Source organism: Saccharothrix sp. AJ9571 (assembly GCF_021725495.1).
In the GTDB taxonomy this organism is placed as follows: Bacteria; Actinomycetota; Actinomycetes; order Mycobacteriales; family Pseudonocardiaceae; genus Amycolatopsis; species Amycolatopsis magusensis.
Map to the genome: position 1 here is coordinate 2,017,691 of NZ_CP091382.1, position 16,459 is coordinate 2,034,149.

The 16,459-nt window shown below is 71.1% G+C and carries 18 protein-coding genes; 10 read left to right on the plus strand and 8 right to left on the minus strand.

Annotation, left to right across the window (positions count from 1 at the left end; genetic code table 11):
- Positions 1–677: 677 nt before the first annotated feature.
- Positions 678–1,964 (minus strand): DUF445 domain-containing protein, encoded by a 1,287-nt coding sequence (locus L3Q67_RS08635; RefSeq protein WP_499189019.1) that lies wholly within the window; start codon positions 1,962–1,964, stop codon positions 678–680.
- A 29-nt stretch (positions 1,965–1,993) separates the two neighbouring features.
- On the opposite strand from L3Q67_RS08635, the gene L3Q67_RS08640 reads away from it, so the two are divergent.
- Positions 1,994–3,160, plus strand: coding sequence for a pyridoxal phosphate-dependent aminotransferase (locus L3Q67_RS08640; protein ID WP_499189020.1), 1,167 nt, complete (start codon positions 1,994–1,996; stop codon positions 3,158–3,160).
- On the opposite strand, the gene L3Q67_RS08645 is transcribed toward L3Q67_RS08640, so the two are convergent.
- Positions 3,149–3,703, minus strand: coding sequence for an RNA polymerase sigma factor (locus L3Q67_RS08645; RefSeq protein WP_499189021.1), 555 nt, complete (start codon positions 3,701–3,703; stop codon positions 3,149–3,151). The genes L3Q67_RS08640 and L3Q67_RS08645 overlap by 12 nt on opposite strands.
- Positions 3,704–4,046: 343 nt before the next feature.
- Here L3Q67_RS08645 and L3Q67_RS08650 point away from each other — a divergent pair, with 343 nt between their 5' ends.
- A complete protein-coding gene (locus tag L3Q67_RS08650) occupies positions 4,047–5,108 on the plus strand; it encodes a hypothetical protein (RefSeq protein ID WP_499189022.1) in 1,062 nt (353 codons plus the stop codon).
- Between the two features lie 469 nt (positions 5,109–5,577).
- On the opposite strand, the gene yczR is transcribed toward L3Q67_RS08650, so the two are convergent.
- Complete coding sequence (gene yczR, locus L3Q67_RS08655; protein WP_499189023.1) at positions 5,578–7,020, minus strand: aminotransferase-like domain-containing protein; 1,443 nt, start codon at positions 7,018–7,020, stop codon at positions 5,578–5,580.
- Between the two features lie 61 nt (positions 7,021–7,081).
- On the opposite strand from yczR, the gene yczE reads away from it, so the two are divergent.
- On the plus strand, positions 7,082–7,729 hold the full coding sequence (gene yczE, locus L3Q67_RS08660) for a YczE/YyaS/YitT family protein (protein ID WP_499189024.1): 648 nt from the start codon (positions 7,082–7,084) through the stop codon (positions 7,727–7,729).
- Here yczE and L3Q67_RS08665 read toward each other — a convergent pair.
- Both L3Q67_RS08665 and L3Q67_RS08670 read right to left on the minus strand, forming a co-directional pair.
- Positions 7,709–8,257: a Clp protease N-terminal domain-containing protein gene (locus L3Q67_RS08665; RefSeq protein ID WP_499189025.1), complete on the minus strand. Its 549-nt coding sequence runs from the start codon at positions 8,255–8,257 to the stop codon at positions 7,709–7,711. The two genes, yczE and L3Q67_RS08665, sit on opposite strands and share 21 nt — an antisense overlap.
- 1 nt (position 8,258) lies before the next feature.
- Positions 8,259–8,468 carry an RNA polymerase sigma factor sigma-70 region 4 domain-containing protein gene (locus tag L3Q67_RS08670; protein ID WP_113695664.1) on the minus strand — a complete coding sequence of 70 codons (210 nt, stop codon included), beginning with the start codon at positions 8,466–8,468 and terminating at the stop codon, positions 8,259–8,261.
- Positions 8,469–8,534: 66 nt separating this feature from the next.
- Between L3Q67_RS08670 and L3Q67_RS08675 the strand changes: the two genes are divergently transcribed.
- Together L3Q67_RS08675 and L3Q67_RS08680 are read left to right on the plus strand one after the other, a co-directional pair.
- Positions 8,535–9,296, plus strand: coding sequence for a hypothetical protein (locus L3Q67_RS08675; RefSeq protein WP_499189026.1), 762 nt, complete (start codon positions 8,535–8,537; stop codon positions 9,294–9,296).
- Positions 9,297–9,371: 75 nt separating this feature from the next.
- Positions 9,372–10,049: a DUF998 domain-containing protein gene (locus L3Q67_RS08680; RefSeq protein ID WP_499189027.1), complete on the plus strand. Its 678-nt coding sequence runs from the start codon at positions 9,372–9,374 to the stop codon at positions 10,047–10,049.
- Here the strand turns inward: L3Q67_RS08680 and L3Q67_RS08685 are convergent.
- Positions 10,042–11,007, minus strand: coding sequence for a D-cysteine desulfhydrase family protein (locus L3Q67_RS08685; RefSeq protein ID WP_499189028.1), 966 nt, complete (start codon positions 11,005–11,007; stop codon positions 10,042–10,044). The two genes, L3Q67_RS08680 and L3Q67_RS08685, sit on opposite strands and share 8 nt — an antisense overlap.
- 60 nt (positions 11,008–11,067) lie before the next feature.
- On the opposite strand from L3Q67_RS08685, the gene L3Q67_RS08690 reads away from it, so the two are divergent.
- Genes L3Q67_RS08690 through L3Q67_RS08705 form a run of 4 tightly spaced genes read left to right on the plus strand, consistent with a single transcriptional unit; the run spans position 11,068 to position 14,280 of the window.
- A complete protein-coding gene (locus L3Q67_RS08690) occupies positions 11,068–12,441 on the plus strand; it encodes an amidase (RefSeq protein WP_499189029.1) in 1,374 nt (457 codons plus the stop codon).
- Positions 12,438–12,986, plus strand: a complete 549-nt coding sequence (locus tag L3Q67_RS08695; RefSeq protein ID WP_499189030.1) for a TetR/AcrR family transcriptional regulator — start codon at positions 12,438–12,440, stop codon at positions 12,984–12,986. Before L3Q67_RS08690 ends, L3Q67_RS08695 begins: the two co-directional genes overlap by 4 nt.
- A 9-nt stretch (positions 12,987–12,995) precedes the next feature.
- Positions 12,996–13,841 carry an oxygenase MpaB family protein gene (locus L3Q67_RS08700; protein ID WP_499189031.1) on the plus strand — a complete coding sequence of 282 codons (846 nt, stop codon included), beginning with the start codon at positions 12,996–12,998 and terminating at the stop codon, positions 13,839–13,841.
- A gap of 10 nt (positions 13,842–13,851) precedes the next feature.
- Entirely contained in the window at positions 13,852–14,280 is a 429-nt protein-coding gene (locus L3Q67_RS08705; protein ID WP_499189032.1) for an acyl-CoA thioesterase, read from the plus strand.
- On the opposite strand, the gene L3Q67_RS08710 is transcribed toward L3Q67_RS08705, so the two are convergent.
- Positions 14,225–15,025 carry an SdrD B-like domain-containing protein gene (locus L3Q67_RS08710; RefSeq protein WP_499189033.1) on the minus strand — a complete coding sequence of 267 codons (801 nt, stop codon included), beginning with the start codon at positions 15,023–15,025 and terminating at the stop codon, positions 14,225–14,227. The genes L3Q67_RS08705 and L3Q67_RS08710 overlap by 56 nt on opposite strands.
- Positions 15,026–15,102: 77 nt before the next feature.
- The gene (locus tag L3Q67_RS08715; RefSeq protein WP_499189034.1) at positions 15,103–15,546 is read right to left on the minus strand and encodes a PNPOx family protein; all 444 of its coding nucleotides are present in this window, start codon (positions 15,544–15,546) and stop codon (positions 15,103–15,105) included.
- A gap of 128 nt (positions 15,547–15,674) precedes the next feature.
- Between L3Q67_RS08715 and L3Q67_RS08720 the strand changes: the two genes are divergently transcribed.
- Entirely contained in the window at positions 15,675–16,400 is a 726-nt protein-coding gene (locus L3Q67_RS08720; RefSeq protein WP_499189035.1) for a TetR/AcrR family transcriptional regulator, read from the plus strand.
- Positions 16,401–16,459: the final 59 nt, after the last annotated feature.

Below are 16,459 nucleotides of genomic sequence, written 5' to 3' on the forward strand. Positions count from 1 at the left end.
GCTGAATCCGACTTTCAGGTACCCGAGTCCCATACCCAGACAACTGAGTTCCACGTTGGCGCAGCCGAACCTCACGTTCAGGCGCCCGAGTTCCCCACTCCAGCAGCCGAACTCCACACTCCGGCGGCCGAATCCCACACTCGCGGCGATCCAGTCCCGCTCCGGAGCGGGCAAGCCTCACGTTCACGCTGGCGACACTCGCCAGCCCGAATGCAGAACTCGGCTACCGGAACGTGGAGTTCGACTGCCTGAACGTGGGACTCAGCTGCCTGAATGTGGGACACGGCTGCCCGAACGTAGGGCTCGCCTACCTGAACGTCGGCTCCGGCTGCCTGAACGTGGAACTCGGCTACCGGAGTGCGGGGTTCGCCTACCTGAACGTCGGCTTCGGCTGCCTGAATGTGGATCTCGGGTACTGGAGCGTGGGACTCAGGTGCCCGAGTGGGTTCGGGGGTCTGAACGTGTGGTTCGGCTGCGGGAGCGTGGGACTCGGCTGCCTGAGTGTGGGACTCGGCTGCCTGAGTGTGGGGTTCGGCTGCCTGAGTGTGGGGTTCGGCAGCGGGGGCGTGGGGTTCGACTGCCTGAGTGTGGGGGTCGGCTGGTGGGGCGTGGGGTGTCATGGATGTGGCTTTTGGGGGGTGGGAGGGCTCGAAGGCCACATTGGTGACATGTAGGGGTTAGAAGAGGACTTGGGCCAGGGTGTAGATGAGCAGGCCGGCCAGGGCGCCGACGACGGTGCCGTTGATGCGGATGAACTGGAGGTCCCGCCCCACCTGCAGCTCGATCTTCTGCGCCGTCTCAGCGGCATCCCACCGCTCCACGGTGTCCGTGATGATCGTGGTGATCTCGTTCGAGTAGTTCAGCACCACGTAGGCCGCGGCCCCTTCGACCCAGCCGTCGACCTTCGTACGCAGGGCATCGTCCGAGACGAGCTTGTCGCCCAGGGTCAGGAGGCCGTCGCGCACGCGCTTGCGCAGCTCGCTCGACGGGTCCTCGGCGGCGGTCAGCAGCATGCCCTTCGCGGTCGCCCACGCCGAGCCGATGAGCTTCTGCACCTCCTGGTGCTCGATCACCTGCTGCTTGACCTGCTCCGCCCGCTCCATCGTCTTCGGGTCGGTCTGCAGGTCCTGCGCGAACTCCACCAGGAACTTGTCGAGCGCCAGGCGCATCGGGTGGTTCACGTCGGTCTTGATGGCCCACGCGAACGACAGCACTTCGCCGTAGACCTTGTCCGCCAGCATCTCGTCGACGAACTTCGGCGACCAGCTCGGCGCCCGGTCCGAGACCACCCGCAGCATCGAGGTGTGGTTGTCCCGCACCCATTCGTACCCGCGGTCGCACAGCAGGTCGACCAGCTTGTGGTGCGCCCCGTCCGCGAACACCGACGCCAGCAGCCTGCCCAGCGGCGGCCCCCACGGCCGGTCCAGCAGGCGTCGCGCGACGGCCTGCTCGACCACCGCCTGCACGTCGTCGTCCCGCAGCACCGTCACCGCGCCACGCAGCACGGTCGCCACTTCGGACGTCACACGCTCGGCGTTCTCCGGCTGCGCCAGCCAGCCGCCGAGCCGCGCGGCGATGCCGACGCGGCGGAGCTTGTCCCGGATCACCGCCTCGGACAGGAAGTTGCTGCCGACGAACTCACCGAGGCTCTTGCCCAGCGCGTCCTTCTTGTTCGGGATGATCGCGGTGTGCGGGATCTTGATCCCCAGCGGGTGGCGGAACAGCGCGGTGACCGCGAACCAGTCCGCCAGCGCACCGACCATGCCCGCCTCGGCGGCCGCGCGGACGTAGCCCACCCAGGCCGGCCAGCCCTGCGACTGCGCCCAGCTGGTCAGCAGGAAGATCACGAACGCGCCGAGCAGGAAGGACAGCGCGACCAGCTTCATCTTCCGCAGCCCGGCGCGCTTGGCCTCCTCGCCGGCCAGTCCGCCCGGTGGGTCGGCGGGTGTCGTCAGTTGCTCCACACCGCCATTCTCCGTGAAGATTCACCCTCGTGCGCGAACCAGCTCTAGTCCCACGCCTGCAGCCGTTCACTTCGACCATCTTCGCCGAGATGACCGCACTGGCGGTGTCCACCGGCGCGGTCAACCTCGGCCAGGGTTTCCCCGACACCGACGGCCCCGCCGCCATGCTCGACGCGGCCAAGGACGCCCTGTTCGGCGGCGCGAACCAGTACCCGCCGGGCCCGGGACGACCGGAGCTGCGCCGGGCGATCAGCGCCCACCGCGCCCGCTACGGCCTCGAGTACGACCCCGACGGCGAGATCCTCGTCACGGCGGGCGCCACCGAGGCCATCGCCGCCAGCCTGCTCGCGCTCACCGAGCCCGGCGACGAGGTGATCGTGATCGAGCCGTACTACGACTCCTACGCCGCCTCCGTCGCGCTGGCCGGGGCGACCCGCCGCGTGGTGTCGCTGGTCGAGCGGGACGGCCGGTTCGCGCTGGACACCGACGCCGTGCGCGCCGCGATCACCCCGAAGACCCGCGCGATCCTGGTCAACTCCCCGCACAACCCGACCGGCACCGTGTTCACCCGCGCCGAGCTGACCGCGCTCGCCGGGCTCTGCGTGGAGCACGACCTGCTGGTCATCACCGACGAGGTCTACGAGCACCTGGTCTTCGACGACGCCGAGCACCTGCCGCTGGCCACGTTCCCCGGCATGCGCGAGCGCACGATCGGCATCTCCAGCGCCGGGAAGACGTTCAACTGCACCGGCTGGAAGATCGGCTGGGTCTGCTCGACACCGGAGCTGGTCGCCGCGGTGAAGGCGGCCAAGCAGTTCATGACCTTCGTCTCCGGCGGGCCGCTGCAGCCCGCTGTGGCCTACGCGCTGGAGCACGAGCTGGACTGGGTCGAGCGGCTGCGCACCTCGCTGGCGGGCAAGCGCGACCGGCTGGCCGCCGGACTCGCCGAGGCCGGGTTCGCCGTGCGGCCGAGCGCGGGCACCTACTTCATCTGCGCCGACGTCCGCCCGCTCGGCTTCACCGACGCCGCCGAGCTGGCCTGGCAGCTGCCGGAACGGGTCGGCGTGGCCGCCGTTCCGGTCAAGGTCTTCACAGACCACCCGGACGAGTGGCAGCACGTGCTGAGGTTCGCTTTCTGTAAGCGGGACGAGGTCCTCGACGAGGCGATCCAGCGACTGCACAAGTTATCCACATAACCCTTCTGCCACCAGCAACCGGCGCATCCGGTCGAAGCACCGCCGTCGCAGCGGGCCGACGCTGCCGACGGCGATGCCGAGTTCGGCCGCGAGCTGGGTGTGGGTCAGCTCGGGATGGTCGGCGAGCAGGCACAGCAGCAGCCGGTGCCGCTGCGGCAGCGCCCCGGCCAGGCGCCAGAAAGTGCGCCTGCGCTCGGTGTTCAGCGCCACGGCCTCCGGGGTCGGTGCCTCGTCGGCGCGGTCGGGCAGGTCGCGTGCGCAAAGCACTTCACGACGGCGTCCGGCGAGCACCCGCAGCGCGCGGCGGCGGGCGGTGGTGACCAGCCAGCCGGGCAGCCGCGCCGGTTCCCGGAGCGTGCCGATGCGGGCGGCCAGCGCGATCCAGGTGTCCTGGCCGACGTCCCACGCGTCGGCGTCACCGAGCCGGTGGGCGCGCGCGACCCGCAGCGCCAGCCGCACGCAGGCCCGCGCGAGCAGGTCCAGCGCCCCGCGTTCGCCGGTCAGCGCCCGTGGCACCAGCCGCCTCAAGTCCACTTCGGACACCGTGCTCCCCTTCCGCCTGGCGAAGACCGCCGGCGACTGGGACGACACGCCGGGCGGCGGGGATCCGCGGAACACCCTCCGGGGTGCGGGTTGAGTAGTTATCCTCAGCGCTATCGGGCGATCACAGATAGGCAACTCTGCGTGATCAACACTGAGCGGAGAGCCACCGGGCGCGAGGGCTCTGTTCCGCCTTCCGGGGTGGATCGAACGCGATCGAAGTGAAACACTCCACTCGAATGCTAGAAAGAAGGCGAACCCGGGGGTCCGTCGCAGCGATCGCTTCCCCCGTCCCCAGCGAACCGACGATCTTCCGGGTACCCGGTCCAGGACGGTGGTGATGGCGGTGCACAGCACGAGGGAACCGGAGCTGCGCTCCGGCCTCCGTGCTGCCGCGCGCCGGTTGCTGGTCACCACGGGCCTCACCGTCGCCGGCGCCGCGCTCACCTTCGCCTTCAGCTCGGCCGCCTGGGCCGACGACACCGAGACCTCCAGCGGCACCGGTCAGACGAGCACCACGGCCGCGGAATCCACGGCGGTCACCATGTCCTCCGCCGAGCCCGCCGAAGCCCCGGTCACCACCGCCAAGCACCAGGACGAGCCGGAGGCCACCGAGTCCGAGGCCACCGGGTCCACGCAGGCGAAGACGCCCAAGCCCAAGGTGAAACCCGCCGAGGTGGTCAGCACGCTGCTCGCCACCACATCGGCCGCCGCCGAAGAGGACGCGCCCAAGCTCCCGGCCAAGCCCAGCGGCGGCCTGCTCGGCGGCCTGGTCAACACCGTCGGCGGCGTGCTCAACGCGGTCACCAGCACGGTCGGCTCGGTCGGCGACGCGGTGCTGCGGCCGGTCCTCGCGCCCATCCTGGCGCCGGTCGACCACTGCCCCCGCCCGGAGATCGCGGTGCCGCTGCCCGAGCTGGACGGCGGCTTCGACCCCTGGCCCGCGCCCGCCACCGCGGACGCGCGCGGCACCACCAGCACGGTCGCCGTGGTCACGCCGGAGGCCGGGAGCACCGGCACGACGGCGACCGCGGTCGAGGAGCCCGAGCCCGCCCGGATCACGCCGGTCCACCAGCTCACCACGGTCACCGCGACCACCAAGCACCATTCCGCCCCCGCCCCGGCGGCGCCCGCTCCGGATGACCCGGGGCCGAAGGTCCGCGCCGGTTCCGGCGGTGGCGGCGGTTCACCCGGCGGCAGCACTCCGCCGTCGACCCCTTGCGCGCCCCCCGCGGGGCATTCCGCGTCCGCCCACCCGGGTCAGGACAACAACGGTGGCCGGAACCACCTCGGCGTGCTGCCGTCTTCGGACAGCACGACCCAGCTCCGGCTGGTCGGCACCAGCCGCGATCACGCGGCCGACGGTGCGGGCAGGGAAGCCGCCCTGCCGACCACCTCCCCCGACTGACCCGAGCCGGTCCCGCGGGGAGAACTGCGTTCAGTTCAAGATCAACTTCTCCCGCGTTCCGCCATCCGGAGTCCGTTCGACACCGCCATTCGGTGTCTTTGACCGGGGTAGTCCCATGCATCCATTTCTTCCCGTTCGGCCGACCGCGCCCGGCCGTTTCGGGACCTGGTCCCGGCGTCGCACTGCCCCTGTGACGCCGGGGCCCGCACAAGGCACGTACCGGATGTCGCTGCTCACCGCGCCGAGCAGCGGCGATCACCCGGTACGCGCCTGAGGGCCGCGCGCTTCCCGGCACGTCGAGGGGCTGTGCCGGGAAGCCGCAGCGGCCGTGCGGCCGGTGCGCTGGATTCCATCGCCGTTTCACCTCCCTGGAAGCGACGGACCACATCCAGCGCACCGGCCGCATTGTGCTTTTTGGGGCCAGCAGTGCTTTTCAGAGCCAGCAGTGCTTTGGGGCCGGCAGTGTGTTTCAGGCGACCGGCAGGTCCAACCCGGAGCCGTCGCAGCCGCGGACCGCGGCCGCCGCGGTGCTCAGCCGGCGCACGGCGTCGTGGATCTGCTCGGCGGGCAGCGCGTACGGCAGCCGCAGCCGCCGCTCCAGGCCGCCGTGCACGCCGAACCGCGAGCCGGGCGCGATCTGGAGTCCGTGGTTCGCCGCGGTGACCGCGAGCCGGGTGCTCATCGGCTCGGGCAGCTTGCACCACAGGGAAAGCCCGCCGGACGGCACTTGGAACTCCCAGTCCGGGCAATACCACCGCAGCGCGCCGACGAGCGCGTCCCGCCGGTCCCGCAGTTCCGCGCGGCGCTCGGCCATCCGCGGCTGCGGGTCGGCGAGCAGTTCCGCGAAGACCAGCTGCTCCAGCACCGGCGAACCGAGGTCGACGGCGTACCGGGCCGACCGCAGCCGTCCCAGCAGCTCCTCCGGCGCCCGCATCCAGCCGATCCGCAGCCCGCCCCAGTGCGATTTGGACGCCGAGCCGATGGTGATCGTCCAGTCCGGCGCGAACCGGCCCAGCGGCGGCGGGCCGTCGAGCGGATCGCCTTCGAGGTCCAGCTCCACCAGGGTTTCGTCGATCACCGCCGGGGTGCGTGCCCGGGTCAGCAGCGTGCCGAGCCGCTCGCGCCCGGCCGCGTCGAGCCGGTGCCCGGTCGGGTTCTGGAAGTCGACGATGAGGTACGCCAGCCGGGGTGAGGCCTGGCGCAGGACCGCCTCGATGCCGTCGAGGTCCCAGCCGTGGTCGCCGAGCGCGACCGGCACCGCGGTGGCGTGCACCCCGCGGATCGCCTCCAGCGCGTTCGGGTAGGTCGGCTGCTCGACCAGCACCCGGTCACCCGGCCCGGCGAGCATGCGCAGGGCCAGTACGAACGCGTGGTGCGCGCCATTGGTGATCATCACCTCGGCCGGGGTGGTCGGCAGGCCGCGGGCGGTGAACCGCGCCGCGATGCGTTCGCGCAGCAGGGGCAGGCCCTGGTCGAAGTAGCCGTGTTCGGGCAGTTCCACGGCGAGCAGCTGGCGCGCGGCGTCCACGGCGGGCATGAGCCCGGCGACCGCGGGTGGAGCGGCCCGGACGAAGTCGATCAGCCCGCGCCCCAGCGGTTCCGCCTCGAGCCCGGGCTGGCGCGGCGAGGTGATCCACGAGCCGGAGCCGCGGCGGCTGGCTACGACACCGTTCGCCCGCAGCCGGTCCAGAGCGGCCCCGACCATGGTGCGGCTGGCGCCGAGCGCGTCGGCCAGCTCCCGCTCGGCGGGCAGCCGGGTGCCGAGCGGGAGCTGACCGTCGTGGACCTGCAGTTCGATCGCGGCGGCGAGATCGGCCGCACCCTGCCGCGAGCCACTTTTCCGCCAGACCCCCAGCATGGCGGCCAGTCGGGAGCCGGATACACGTCCACCTGGTGGGACCACCTCGTTCATAAGACCAATTATTGCGAATTGGTCATGGTAAATCGAGCCACTCTTTCCGATAGTGGGACATGTGGCCCAGCTCGAACTACACCCCGTCAAGGCGAACGTCGACCCCGCGCGCCGCTTCCCGCAGCTGATCGGCGGGCTCGCGCTCTACGGCGCGAGCATGGCGATGCTGACTCGAGCCGGGCTCGGCCTGGACCCGTGGAACGTGCTGCACGAGGGCGTGATGAAGCAGATCGGCCTGTCCTTCGGGATGGTCACCGCGCTCGCCTCACTGCTCGTGCTGCTGCTGTGGATCCCGCTGCGCCAGCGGCCCGGCATCGGCACCGTGCTCAACGTGCTGATCATCTCGGTCACCGTGGACCTGGTCCGGCTGGTGCTGCCCGAGCAGCACATCCTGTTCTGGCAGGTGGTGCTGCTGGTCGGTGGCGTGGTGCTGAACGCGCTGGCCACCGCCACCTACGTCGGCGCCCGCCTCGGCCCCGGCCCCCGGGACGGGCTGATGACCGGACTGGCCGCCCGTACCGGCTGGTCGGTCCGCGTGGTGCGGACGCTGATCGAGGTGACCGTGCTGGCCGGTGGCTGGCTGCTCGGCGGCACCGTCGGCCTCGGCACCGTGCTCTACGCGGTGTCGATCGGCCCGCTCACCCAGTGGATGCTCGGGTACGTGGCCTGGCGGCCGCGCTCAAAGGACTCACGCGGTACGACGGCGTGAGAGCGCCATCCGGACCGTCGCGTGGTCGACGCCGTACGCGACGAGCTGGTCGGCGGCGGGTCCCGGCTCCACGGTGAGCGCGAGCAGCAGGTGCTCGACGCCGATGTACCGGTCGCCGATCTCCAGCGCCTCGCGCAGGCTGCGCTCCAGCGCGGACTTGGCGGACTTGCTGAACGGCACGTGCCCGAACCGCCCGCGACGGCGCGAACCGCGGCCCGCCAGCGCGAACTCCCCGTGCGACCGCTCGACCGCGTCGATGATCTTGAACACGTCGATGCCCAGCTGTTCCAGTGCCTCGGTGTCGGCGTCGCTGAGTCCGCCGCGCCGCCGGATCTCCTCGAACTGCGCGATCAACCCGGCCTGGTCGGGCAATCGCGCGTCGAGCAGTTCCCTGGCCGGGCCTCCGGCGCTGTCCCGCAGGGCGATCAGCAGGTGCTCGGCCCCGACCTCCCCGGCCCCGGCCTCGCGCGCCGCTTCCTGCGCGCTGACCACCGTGGCCCGCGCGTCGGCGGTGAATCGCTCGAACATGTCAGCTCCTCCCGTACTTCTTGTGCACGGCCTGGCGGGTCACGCCCAGTTCGCCGGCGATCTCCTGCCACGACCAGCCGTGCACCCGCGCACTGCGCACCTGCACCGCTTCGAGTTGTTCCAGCAATCGGCGGAGCGCGGCGACGGCCCGCAATCCCACCCGGGGATCGCGGTCGCCCGCCCGCTCGGCCAGATCCGTCGCTTCCGTCATGGTGTCAATGTAGGTTGACATCGCCGGTCTGTCAACTTTCGTTGACGACAGGCTAGGGTCGGGCGCATGCCCACGATCGAGGTCGCCGAACAGGACGGCGTCGGGGTGGACGGGGTTCCGCGCCCGACCGAGGACTACGTGGTGGTGCTGGACAACGCCGTCGTCCTGCTGGACGGTGCCACCGCGCCGAGCCCCGAACTGCCCAGCGGCGGCTGGTACGCCGGGCTGCTGTCGGCCCGGCTCGCGGACGGCCTGCGCGCCGCGCCCGAAGCCGATCTCGCCGCCGTGCTCGCCGCGTCGATCGCGTCGGTGGCCGAGGAAAACGGGCTGCGCCCCGGCGCTTCCCCGTCGAGCACGGTGGCCATGGTGCGCTGGACCGCCGACCGGCTCGACGGCCTCGTGCTCGCGGACAGCCCCATCGTGGTGTTCGCCAGGAGCGGCCCGCAGTTGCTCGCCGACGACCGGATCGCTTCCCTGCGCGGCAACGGCGAACTCCAGACCGGCCGGGACGTCCGGTTGCGCCGCAACGCCGAGGGCGGGTTCTGGGTCGCCGAAGCCGATCCCGCCGCCGCGGGCCGGGCGGTCACCGCGAGCTGGCCGCTGGCGGTGGTGGACACCGTGCTGATGGCCACCGACGGCGTGTCCACCGGCGTGGACGACTACCACCTGTTCGACTGGCCACAGGTGCGTTCGCTGGTGCGTGAACACGGCCCGCACGCGGTGCTCAAAGCCGTCCGAGAGGCCGAAGAGGCTGACCCGCACGGCGTCCGCTGGCCGCGTCCGAAACGCCACGACGACCAAGCTCTCGTGGTGCTCGAGTTCCGCTGAGTCACTGATCGATTTCGGGGGATATCAGGGCTTTACCCGGATCTCACCGGCGCCGGGAAGCGGGACCATTCCGGCATGGGGAATCCAGGGGCGAGAAAAATCGCCGCGACCGACGCGATCACCGCCGCCAGAACGCGGCGCTGGGTGGTCATCGCGGGCGCGGCGATCGGGTGGGCGTTGTTCACCCTGATCATTCTGCACAGCGTCAGCGGCCGGAATCCGGTGACGGACACGCTGAGCAGTTACGCGCATTCGGAGCGCGGGAGCGGAATGCTGGAAGCCTCACTGCTTTCGCTCGCGGTCGGCGCGGTCGCCGTGCTCGGTGCCCTGCGCGCCGCCGGGATGCGACTGGGCCTCACCACGCACATCCTGTTCGGCGCCACCGCGCTCGGGCTCACCCTCGCCGCCTTCTTCCCGGCCACCCTGGATTCCGGCGGCGACGTCGCCTCGGGCGTGGTGCACCAATACGCGAGCCTGATCGCGTTCCTGTGCCTTCCCGGTATCGGCATGTCCCTGCGGGAACGCGTCGAACTCGACCACTCCCGGATTCTGCTCAACCGGATCTGCGTGGTCTACGCCGGCGGGCTGTTCCTGTTCGGCCTCAGCTACATCACCAGGGACATCCCGCCGCTGGAATGGATCAACGCGCTGGTGCCCGTCGGTTTCGCCCAGCGGATCACCTTCGGCACCGGTTTCGCCTTGCTCGGCGCGCTGACGCTCGCCGCTTCCCGCTCGGCGAAAACGCTCAACTGACCGCGGTGAGGGCTTCCGGGCCGTAGCCGAAAACACCGGGTAGTCCACCGGTGTGCCAGAACACCACGGGACCTTCTTCCGGCCGCGGTTCGGCGAGCAGCGCCGCCGCGGCTTTTCCGGTGTAGACCGGATCCAGCACCACGCCTTCGGTCCGGCCGAACAGACGCAGCGCCTCCCACACCTCGTCGGTCGGCACGCCGTAGCCGGGGCCGAGGGTGCGGTCGGTGATCCGCACGTGGTCGAGCGCGGGCGGATCGATGCCGAGGTGCCGTGCGCCGGCGTCGACCAGCGTGCTCAGGGTTTCCTCGGACTCCGCCGCGGAGTGGCCAACGCAGGCGATGTCCAGCCGACCGGCCCAGCCCAGCGCCAGCCCGGCCGCGGTACCGCCGCTGCCCTGCGGCACCAGGATTCGCGCGGGCCGTCCGTCGAGCTGTTCGCGGATCTCCGCGGCGGCCGCGACGTATCCCAGCAGGCCGACCGCGTCCGAGCCGCCGACCGGCAGCGTCGCCACCTTCCGGCCCTCGGCCGCCGCCTCCGCGACGAGCCGGTCGTAGGTCGCCCCGGTTTCCTCCTCGTCGGCGCAGCGGTGGACGTTCGCGCCGAAGAGGTGGTCGAGGATGATGTTGCCCGAACGCTCGTAGGCTTCCCCGTCACGCGGCACCTTCGCGGTCAGCACCAGTTCGCAGCGCAGCCCGAGCTTCGCGCACGCGGCGGCGGTCTGGCGCCCGTGGTTGGTCTGCAGCGCGCCGAAGGTGATCACCGTGTCGGCGCCGTCGGCAAGCGCCCGTCCGAGCAGGAACTCCAGCTTGCGCAGCTTGTTCCCCCCGACACCGAGCCCGTTCACGTCGTCGCGTTTGAGCAGCACGGTGGTGCCGAGCGCCTCGCTCAGCCGGGGTGCCTCCTCCAGCGGGGTCGGCCAGGTGCCGAGGCGGACGCGGGGGAACCGATCGAGCTTCATGGCTGCCAGCATGCCAGAGCGCTGGTATCGTTCGTTCGAACGAACGAGCAGGAGGTCGCGATGACCGGCACCGTCACGTTCCCCGGTCTTCTCGAGCTGGCCGGTCGCCTGGCCGACGGCGAGGTGAGCTCGGTCCAGCTGACCGAGGCCGCGCTCGCGCGCATCGAAACGGCCCAGCCGAAGCTCAACGCGTTCCGGCGCCTGCGCCCGGAGGACGCGCTGGCGGACGCGGCCCGCGCCGACGAACTGCTCGCCGCGGGCAAGCGCGCCCCTTTGCTCGGGGTGCCGCTGGCGATCAAGGACGACGTCGACATCACCGGCCTGCCCACCGCGTTCGGCTGCTGCGGCGACTTCCCGCCCGCCCGCGCCGATTCCGCCGTGGTGCGCAACCTCCGCGACGCCGGCGCGGTGATCGTCGGCAAGACGAACACCCCGGAACTGGGCCAATGGCCGTTCACCGAAGGCCCGGAGTTCGGCGCCACGCGCAACCCGTGGCAGCTGGACCACACGCCGGGCGGCTCGTCCGGCGGGTCGGCCGCCGCGGTGGCCGCCGGTCTGGTGCCCGGCGCGCTCGGCTCGGACGGCGCCGGCTCGATCCGCATCCCGTCGGCGTGGACGAACCTGGTCGGCATCAAGCCCCACCGCGGCCGCGTGCCGACCGCACCCGACCCCGAGCTGTTCCACGGGCTGACCGTGCTCGGCCCGCTGGCCAGGACGGTCGCCGACGCGGCCGCCCTGCTCGACGCGGCGACCGGCACCACGCGCATGTTCCGCGCGGCGGCGGACCGCGACCCCGGCAGGCTGCGGATCGGCCTGTCCACCCGGATCGCCTTCACCGCCACCCGCACCCGGCTCGATCCCGAGGTGCGCCGGGCGGTCGAGCGGCTGGCGGAGTCGCTGGCCGGGCTGGGCCACGAGATCGTCGAGATCGAGCCGAACTACGGCATGGTGGGCCTCAACTTCCTGCCGCGCTCGCTCACCGGCGTGCGCGACTGGTGCCGCCGGGTACCGGACGACGCGTTGCTCGACCCGCGCACCAAGTCCAACGCGCGCCACGGCGGTGTGCTGGCCGGTCCGGCGCTGCGGCTGGCGAAGGCCACGGAACCGTTGCTGCGCCTGCAGATCGGCGCGGTGTTCCGCAAGGTCGACGTGCTGCTGACGCCGACGACGGCCACCCCGCCACCGCGGATCGGCAGCTTCGACGGCCTCTCCCCCTGGGCCACCGACCAGGCGATGATCGCGGCCTGCCCGTACGCGTGGCCGTGGAACGTGCTGGGCTGGCCGGGCGTGAACGTGCCCGCCGGGCTGACCGCGAGCGGACTGCCGGTCGGTGCCCAGCTGCTCGGTCCCGGCGAATCGGAGGAACTGCTGATCTCGGTGGCGGCGCAACTCGAATCGGTGGAGCGCTGGCAGGATCGGCGTCCGCCGGGATGAGCGCGCGTGAGGCGATCCTGCGTGCCGCGCTGCGGGTGATCGGGGAGCAGGGCGTCGCCGGGCTGACCAACCGCCGGATCGTCGCCGAGGCCGGGGTGTCGCTCGGCTCGCTGACCTACCACTTCCCGAGCCAGACCGAACTGCTGCGCCAGGCCATGCTGCTCTTCGCCGAAGAGGAGACCAAGAAGCTCACCGAACTCGCCGAAACCCAGCGCACCGACGGCATTTCGGTCGAGCAGGCGGCGGTGGCGGTCGAGCAGGTGCTGGCGGGGATGACCTTCACCACCGACGACATCGCGCCGCTGGAGCTGTACCTGCAGGCGGGCCGCGACCCGGGACTGCGGGACGCCACGCAGCGGTGCTTCGCGGCGTACGACGAACTGGCCACGACCATCCTCGCCGCGCTCGGCGTGCCCGAGCCGCGGCGGCTGGCCGGTCCGGTGGTGTCGCTGATCGCCGGACTCCAGTTGCGGCGCCTGGCCACCGGGGAAGCGCCGTCCGCGTCCACCGCGCTGACCATGTTGATCCACGGTTCCGGCGCCTAGGCTGGGTTCATGATCCCGCTCGTGCACGCGCCTCCGGTGTTGCGCGGGACCGCCGCGTGGAAGTACTTCGGCGACTTCCGCGGGTCGCTGCTCGCCGGGCAGGTGCTGTTGCTCCAGGTGGCGCACCCGGTGGTGGGCGCGGGCGTGCAGGACCACTCGGAGTACCGCGAAGACCCGTGGACGCGGCTCATGCGGACAGCGGGCTCGTTGTCGATCTGCGTGTACGGCGGGCGGCGCGGGGCGCTGTACGAGGCGAAGCGACTGCGTGAGCTGCACCGGTCGTTCACCGGCGTGGACTTCAGCGGGCGGCGCTACAGCGCGCTGAACCCCGCTGCCTACGCCTGGGTGCACTCGACGCTGGTGATGCTTCCCGTTGACGCGCAACGGTTCTTCGGCCGCGAGATCCCGCCTTCGGAGCTGGCAGAGTACTACGCGCAGATGTGCGACATCGGCCGGATCCTCGGCTTGCGCGAGCGCGACCTGCCGCCGGACTGGCCCGCGTTCGAACGGTACTACGCCGAGATGGTCGACAGCTTCGGCCAGAACCCGGCGATCGACACGCTGCTGGCGACCATCGCCGAGGTGCCGAACCCGTGGCAGCGGCTGCCTGATCCACTGTGGACACGGATGCGCCGGGCACAGCACCGGTTCCAGCTCTTCATGATCGGCGGCACGCTGCCACCCGCGTTGCGCGCCCGCCTCGGTCTCAAGTGGACGGACGAGCAGCAGGCGCGGTTCGACCGATTCTGCCGGATCCTCCGCCTCGCCAACGCCATTCCGGTACCGGTGCGCTCGGTGCACCTGCGGTCCATCGGCTGGCTCAACGTCTGGCTGCGTGCTCGACGGCTCGGTTAGGGTGGGGATCATGGGACCGGTCCGGCTGCCGCTGCGCGTGCGGTACCACGAATGCGATCCGCAGGGCGTGGTGTTCAACGCGAACTACCTGGCCTACTTCGACATGGCGAGCTTCGAGTTCCTCGGCGCGGTGCTCGGCAAGCCGACCGGGCTGGCCGACTACGGCGTCGACTTCGTGGTGGCCGAATCGAACGTGCGTTACCTGCGTGCGCTGCGGTTCGACGACGAAGTCGTGGTGACCGTGCGCATCAGCCACCTCGGCACCACCTCGATGGTGCTGGAGTTCGACCTCTCCCGCGGCGGCGAGACGGTGGCCACCGGCACGAACCGCTACGTGTTCGTGAACGGGGAGACGCTGACGAAGCAGGCGCCGCCGGACGAACTCAGGGCGAAACTGGTGGCGTACCGGACGGCTCGAGCAGACCCAGATCGAGCGTGAAGTCCCGCCGGTTGCCCGGTCCGACGGTCACCGGCTCGGTGCACCCGGTGGCGGGATCGGCGTCGGAGTCGAGCGCGCCGTCACCCGCGCCGGGCTCGGTGGCCTCGCGGCCGGCGAGGCCGAAGCACACCAGATATGAGCCGTCGGGCAGGTTGCCGAAGGTGTAGCGGCCGTCCGGACCGGTGGTCACCGCGAGGCCGATCGGCGAACCGTCGCCTTCGTACAGCGCGGCCTCGACGCCTTCGACCGCGGGCTCGCCACCGTCCTGCAGGCCGTTGGCGTCCTGGTCGAGCCAGACGTGGTCGCCGAGTTCGTTGCCAGGGGCCATCAGCCCGGCGTCCAGGTTGAGGCCGGCCGAACCGGTCGGCGTGCACCCGGTCTCCGGGTCGGCGTCCGAGTCGAGCGCGTCGTTGCCGGCGTTCGCCCTGGTGAGTCCGTAGTCGTCGATGACGTCGAAGCAGACCTGGTAGCCGCCGCCGGGCAGGCCGCCGAACAGGTACCGGCCGTCCTCACCGGTGCGCGTGGTCCCGACCGCGACGCCCGCCTCGCCGACCAGGGTGGCCCGCACGCCCTCGGCCGGCGGTTCGCCCTGGTCCTGCAGGCCGTTGCGATCGGTGTCGAACCAGACGTAGCCACCGATGACCTGGACCTCGGCGTGCGCCACCCCGGTGCACGCGGTCAGCAGGCACGCCACCGCGGCCAGCACGGCGAAAATCACCCAGCGACGCCATCTTCTGCCGTTCATCAGCGCTCTCCCGCCACCTTCGGCGGCTCAGCTTAAACAGCGGGACGCCGCCGGGAAAGGCCGGTCATCCGATCGAGCTACCCCACCCGGAAGACCGGATAACCAGGAGCGATGGCCAGGAGTTCAGCGTCGGTCGAATCCGGGCCGACCCCGTCGAAGAATACGCCGACCTCGAATTTCCAGCGCTTCAAATAGGCCCGCAGCAATTCCGGCTTTTCTTCGTCGGACAGTTCGATGGCGCGGAATTCCTCGAGTCGCCTGCCGATCCGCAGGCGCCCTTCGCCGGACACGCGGATGTTGCGGACCCACTGCGTCAGGCCGCGCGGGGCGACGAGGTAGCGCTCGCCCTCGAAGGTCAGGACGTTGACCGGGACACTGCGCCACTCACCGGACTTGCGGCCGCGCACCGACAGCTCACGGCTGCCCCAGACGCTCAGGCCGAGCTGGGTCAGCTTGGTGACGACGGCGTTGAAGAACAGGGTGGGCTTGCCGGGCTGCTGGTAGCGGGCGGCGGTGGTCATCGGGTCCTCCTCCAGGTTACGAGAGCACTGCTCTCGTGTGTGATCAGTGAACACGTGGGCCCGGCTCGAGTCAAGAGCGGTGCTCTCTAATTTGTTCGACGCTCTCTGGTGACGGTAGGGTGACCGTCATGCCGGCAACGCGTACCGCCCGTGACCGGGCCAGGGCCGAACTCACCAGCGAAATCAAGGAGGAGGCACGCAGGCAGCTCGGGGATTCCGGGGGGATCGGACTGTCCCTCCGGGCGGTCGCCCGCGAGCTCGGGATGGTCTCGTCGGCGCTCTACCGCTACTTCCCCAGTCGCGACCACCTGCTCACCGCGCTGATCATCGACGCGTACGACGCGATCGGCGCCGCCGCCGAGGCCGCCGACGACCACCGCCTCCCGCCCCGGCAGCGCTGGGTGGACATTTGGACGGCCACCCGCGCCTGGGCACGCACCCATCCGCACGAGTACGCCCTCATCTACGGCTCGCCGATCCCCGGCTACCGCGCCCCGCAGGACACCGTGATGCCGGCGGCCCGCGTCGCCATGGCGCTGGTGCACGTCATCCGCAGCGCCCCGGTCGACCCGCCGCCGAGCGGGCACCCGCTGCCCGCCGAACTCCACGAGCAGGCCGCGAGCCTGCTGCCCGCGCTCGGCGAGGACCTCAACCCGGACCTGGTCACCCGGCTGCTGATCACCTGGACCCAGCTGTTCGGCCTGATCAGCTTCGAGCTCAACGGGCAGTACGTCGGCAGCGTGGACCCCTCGGACGCGTTCTTCGCCCATACCACCGCACTCATGGCGGATTTTGTCGGCCTCGGGACGGAGTTGGCGAATCCCCCCGATTCGGGCGATTCGTTTTCCGGCTAGCCGACAATCTCGTCACAATTCGATAACCTGCCCCGATACCTGCAACGAAATCACCCTTT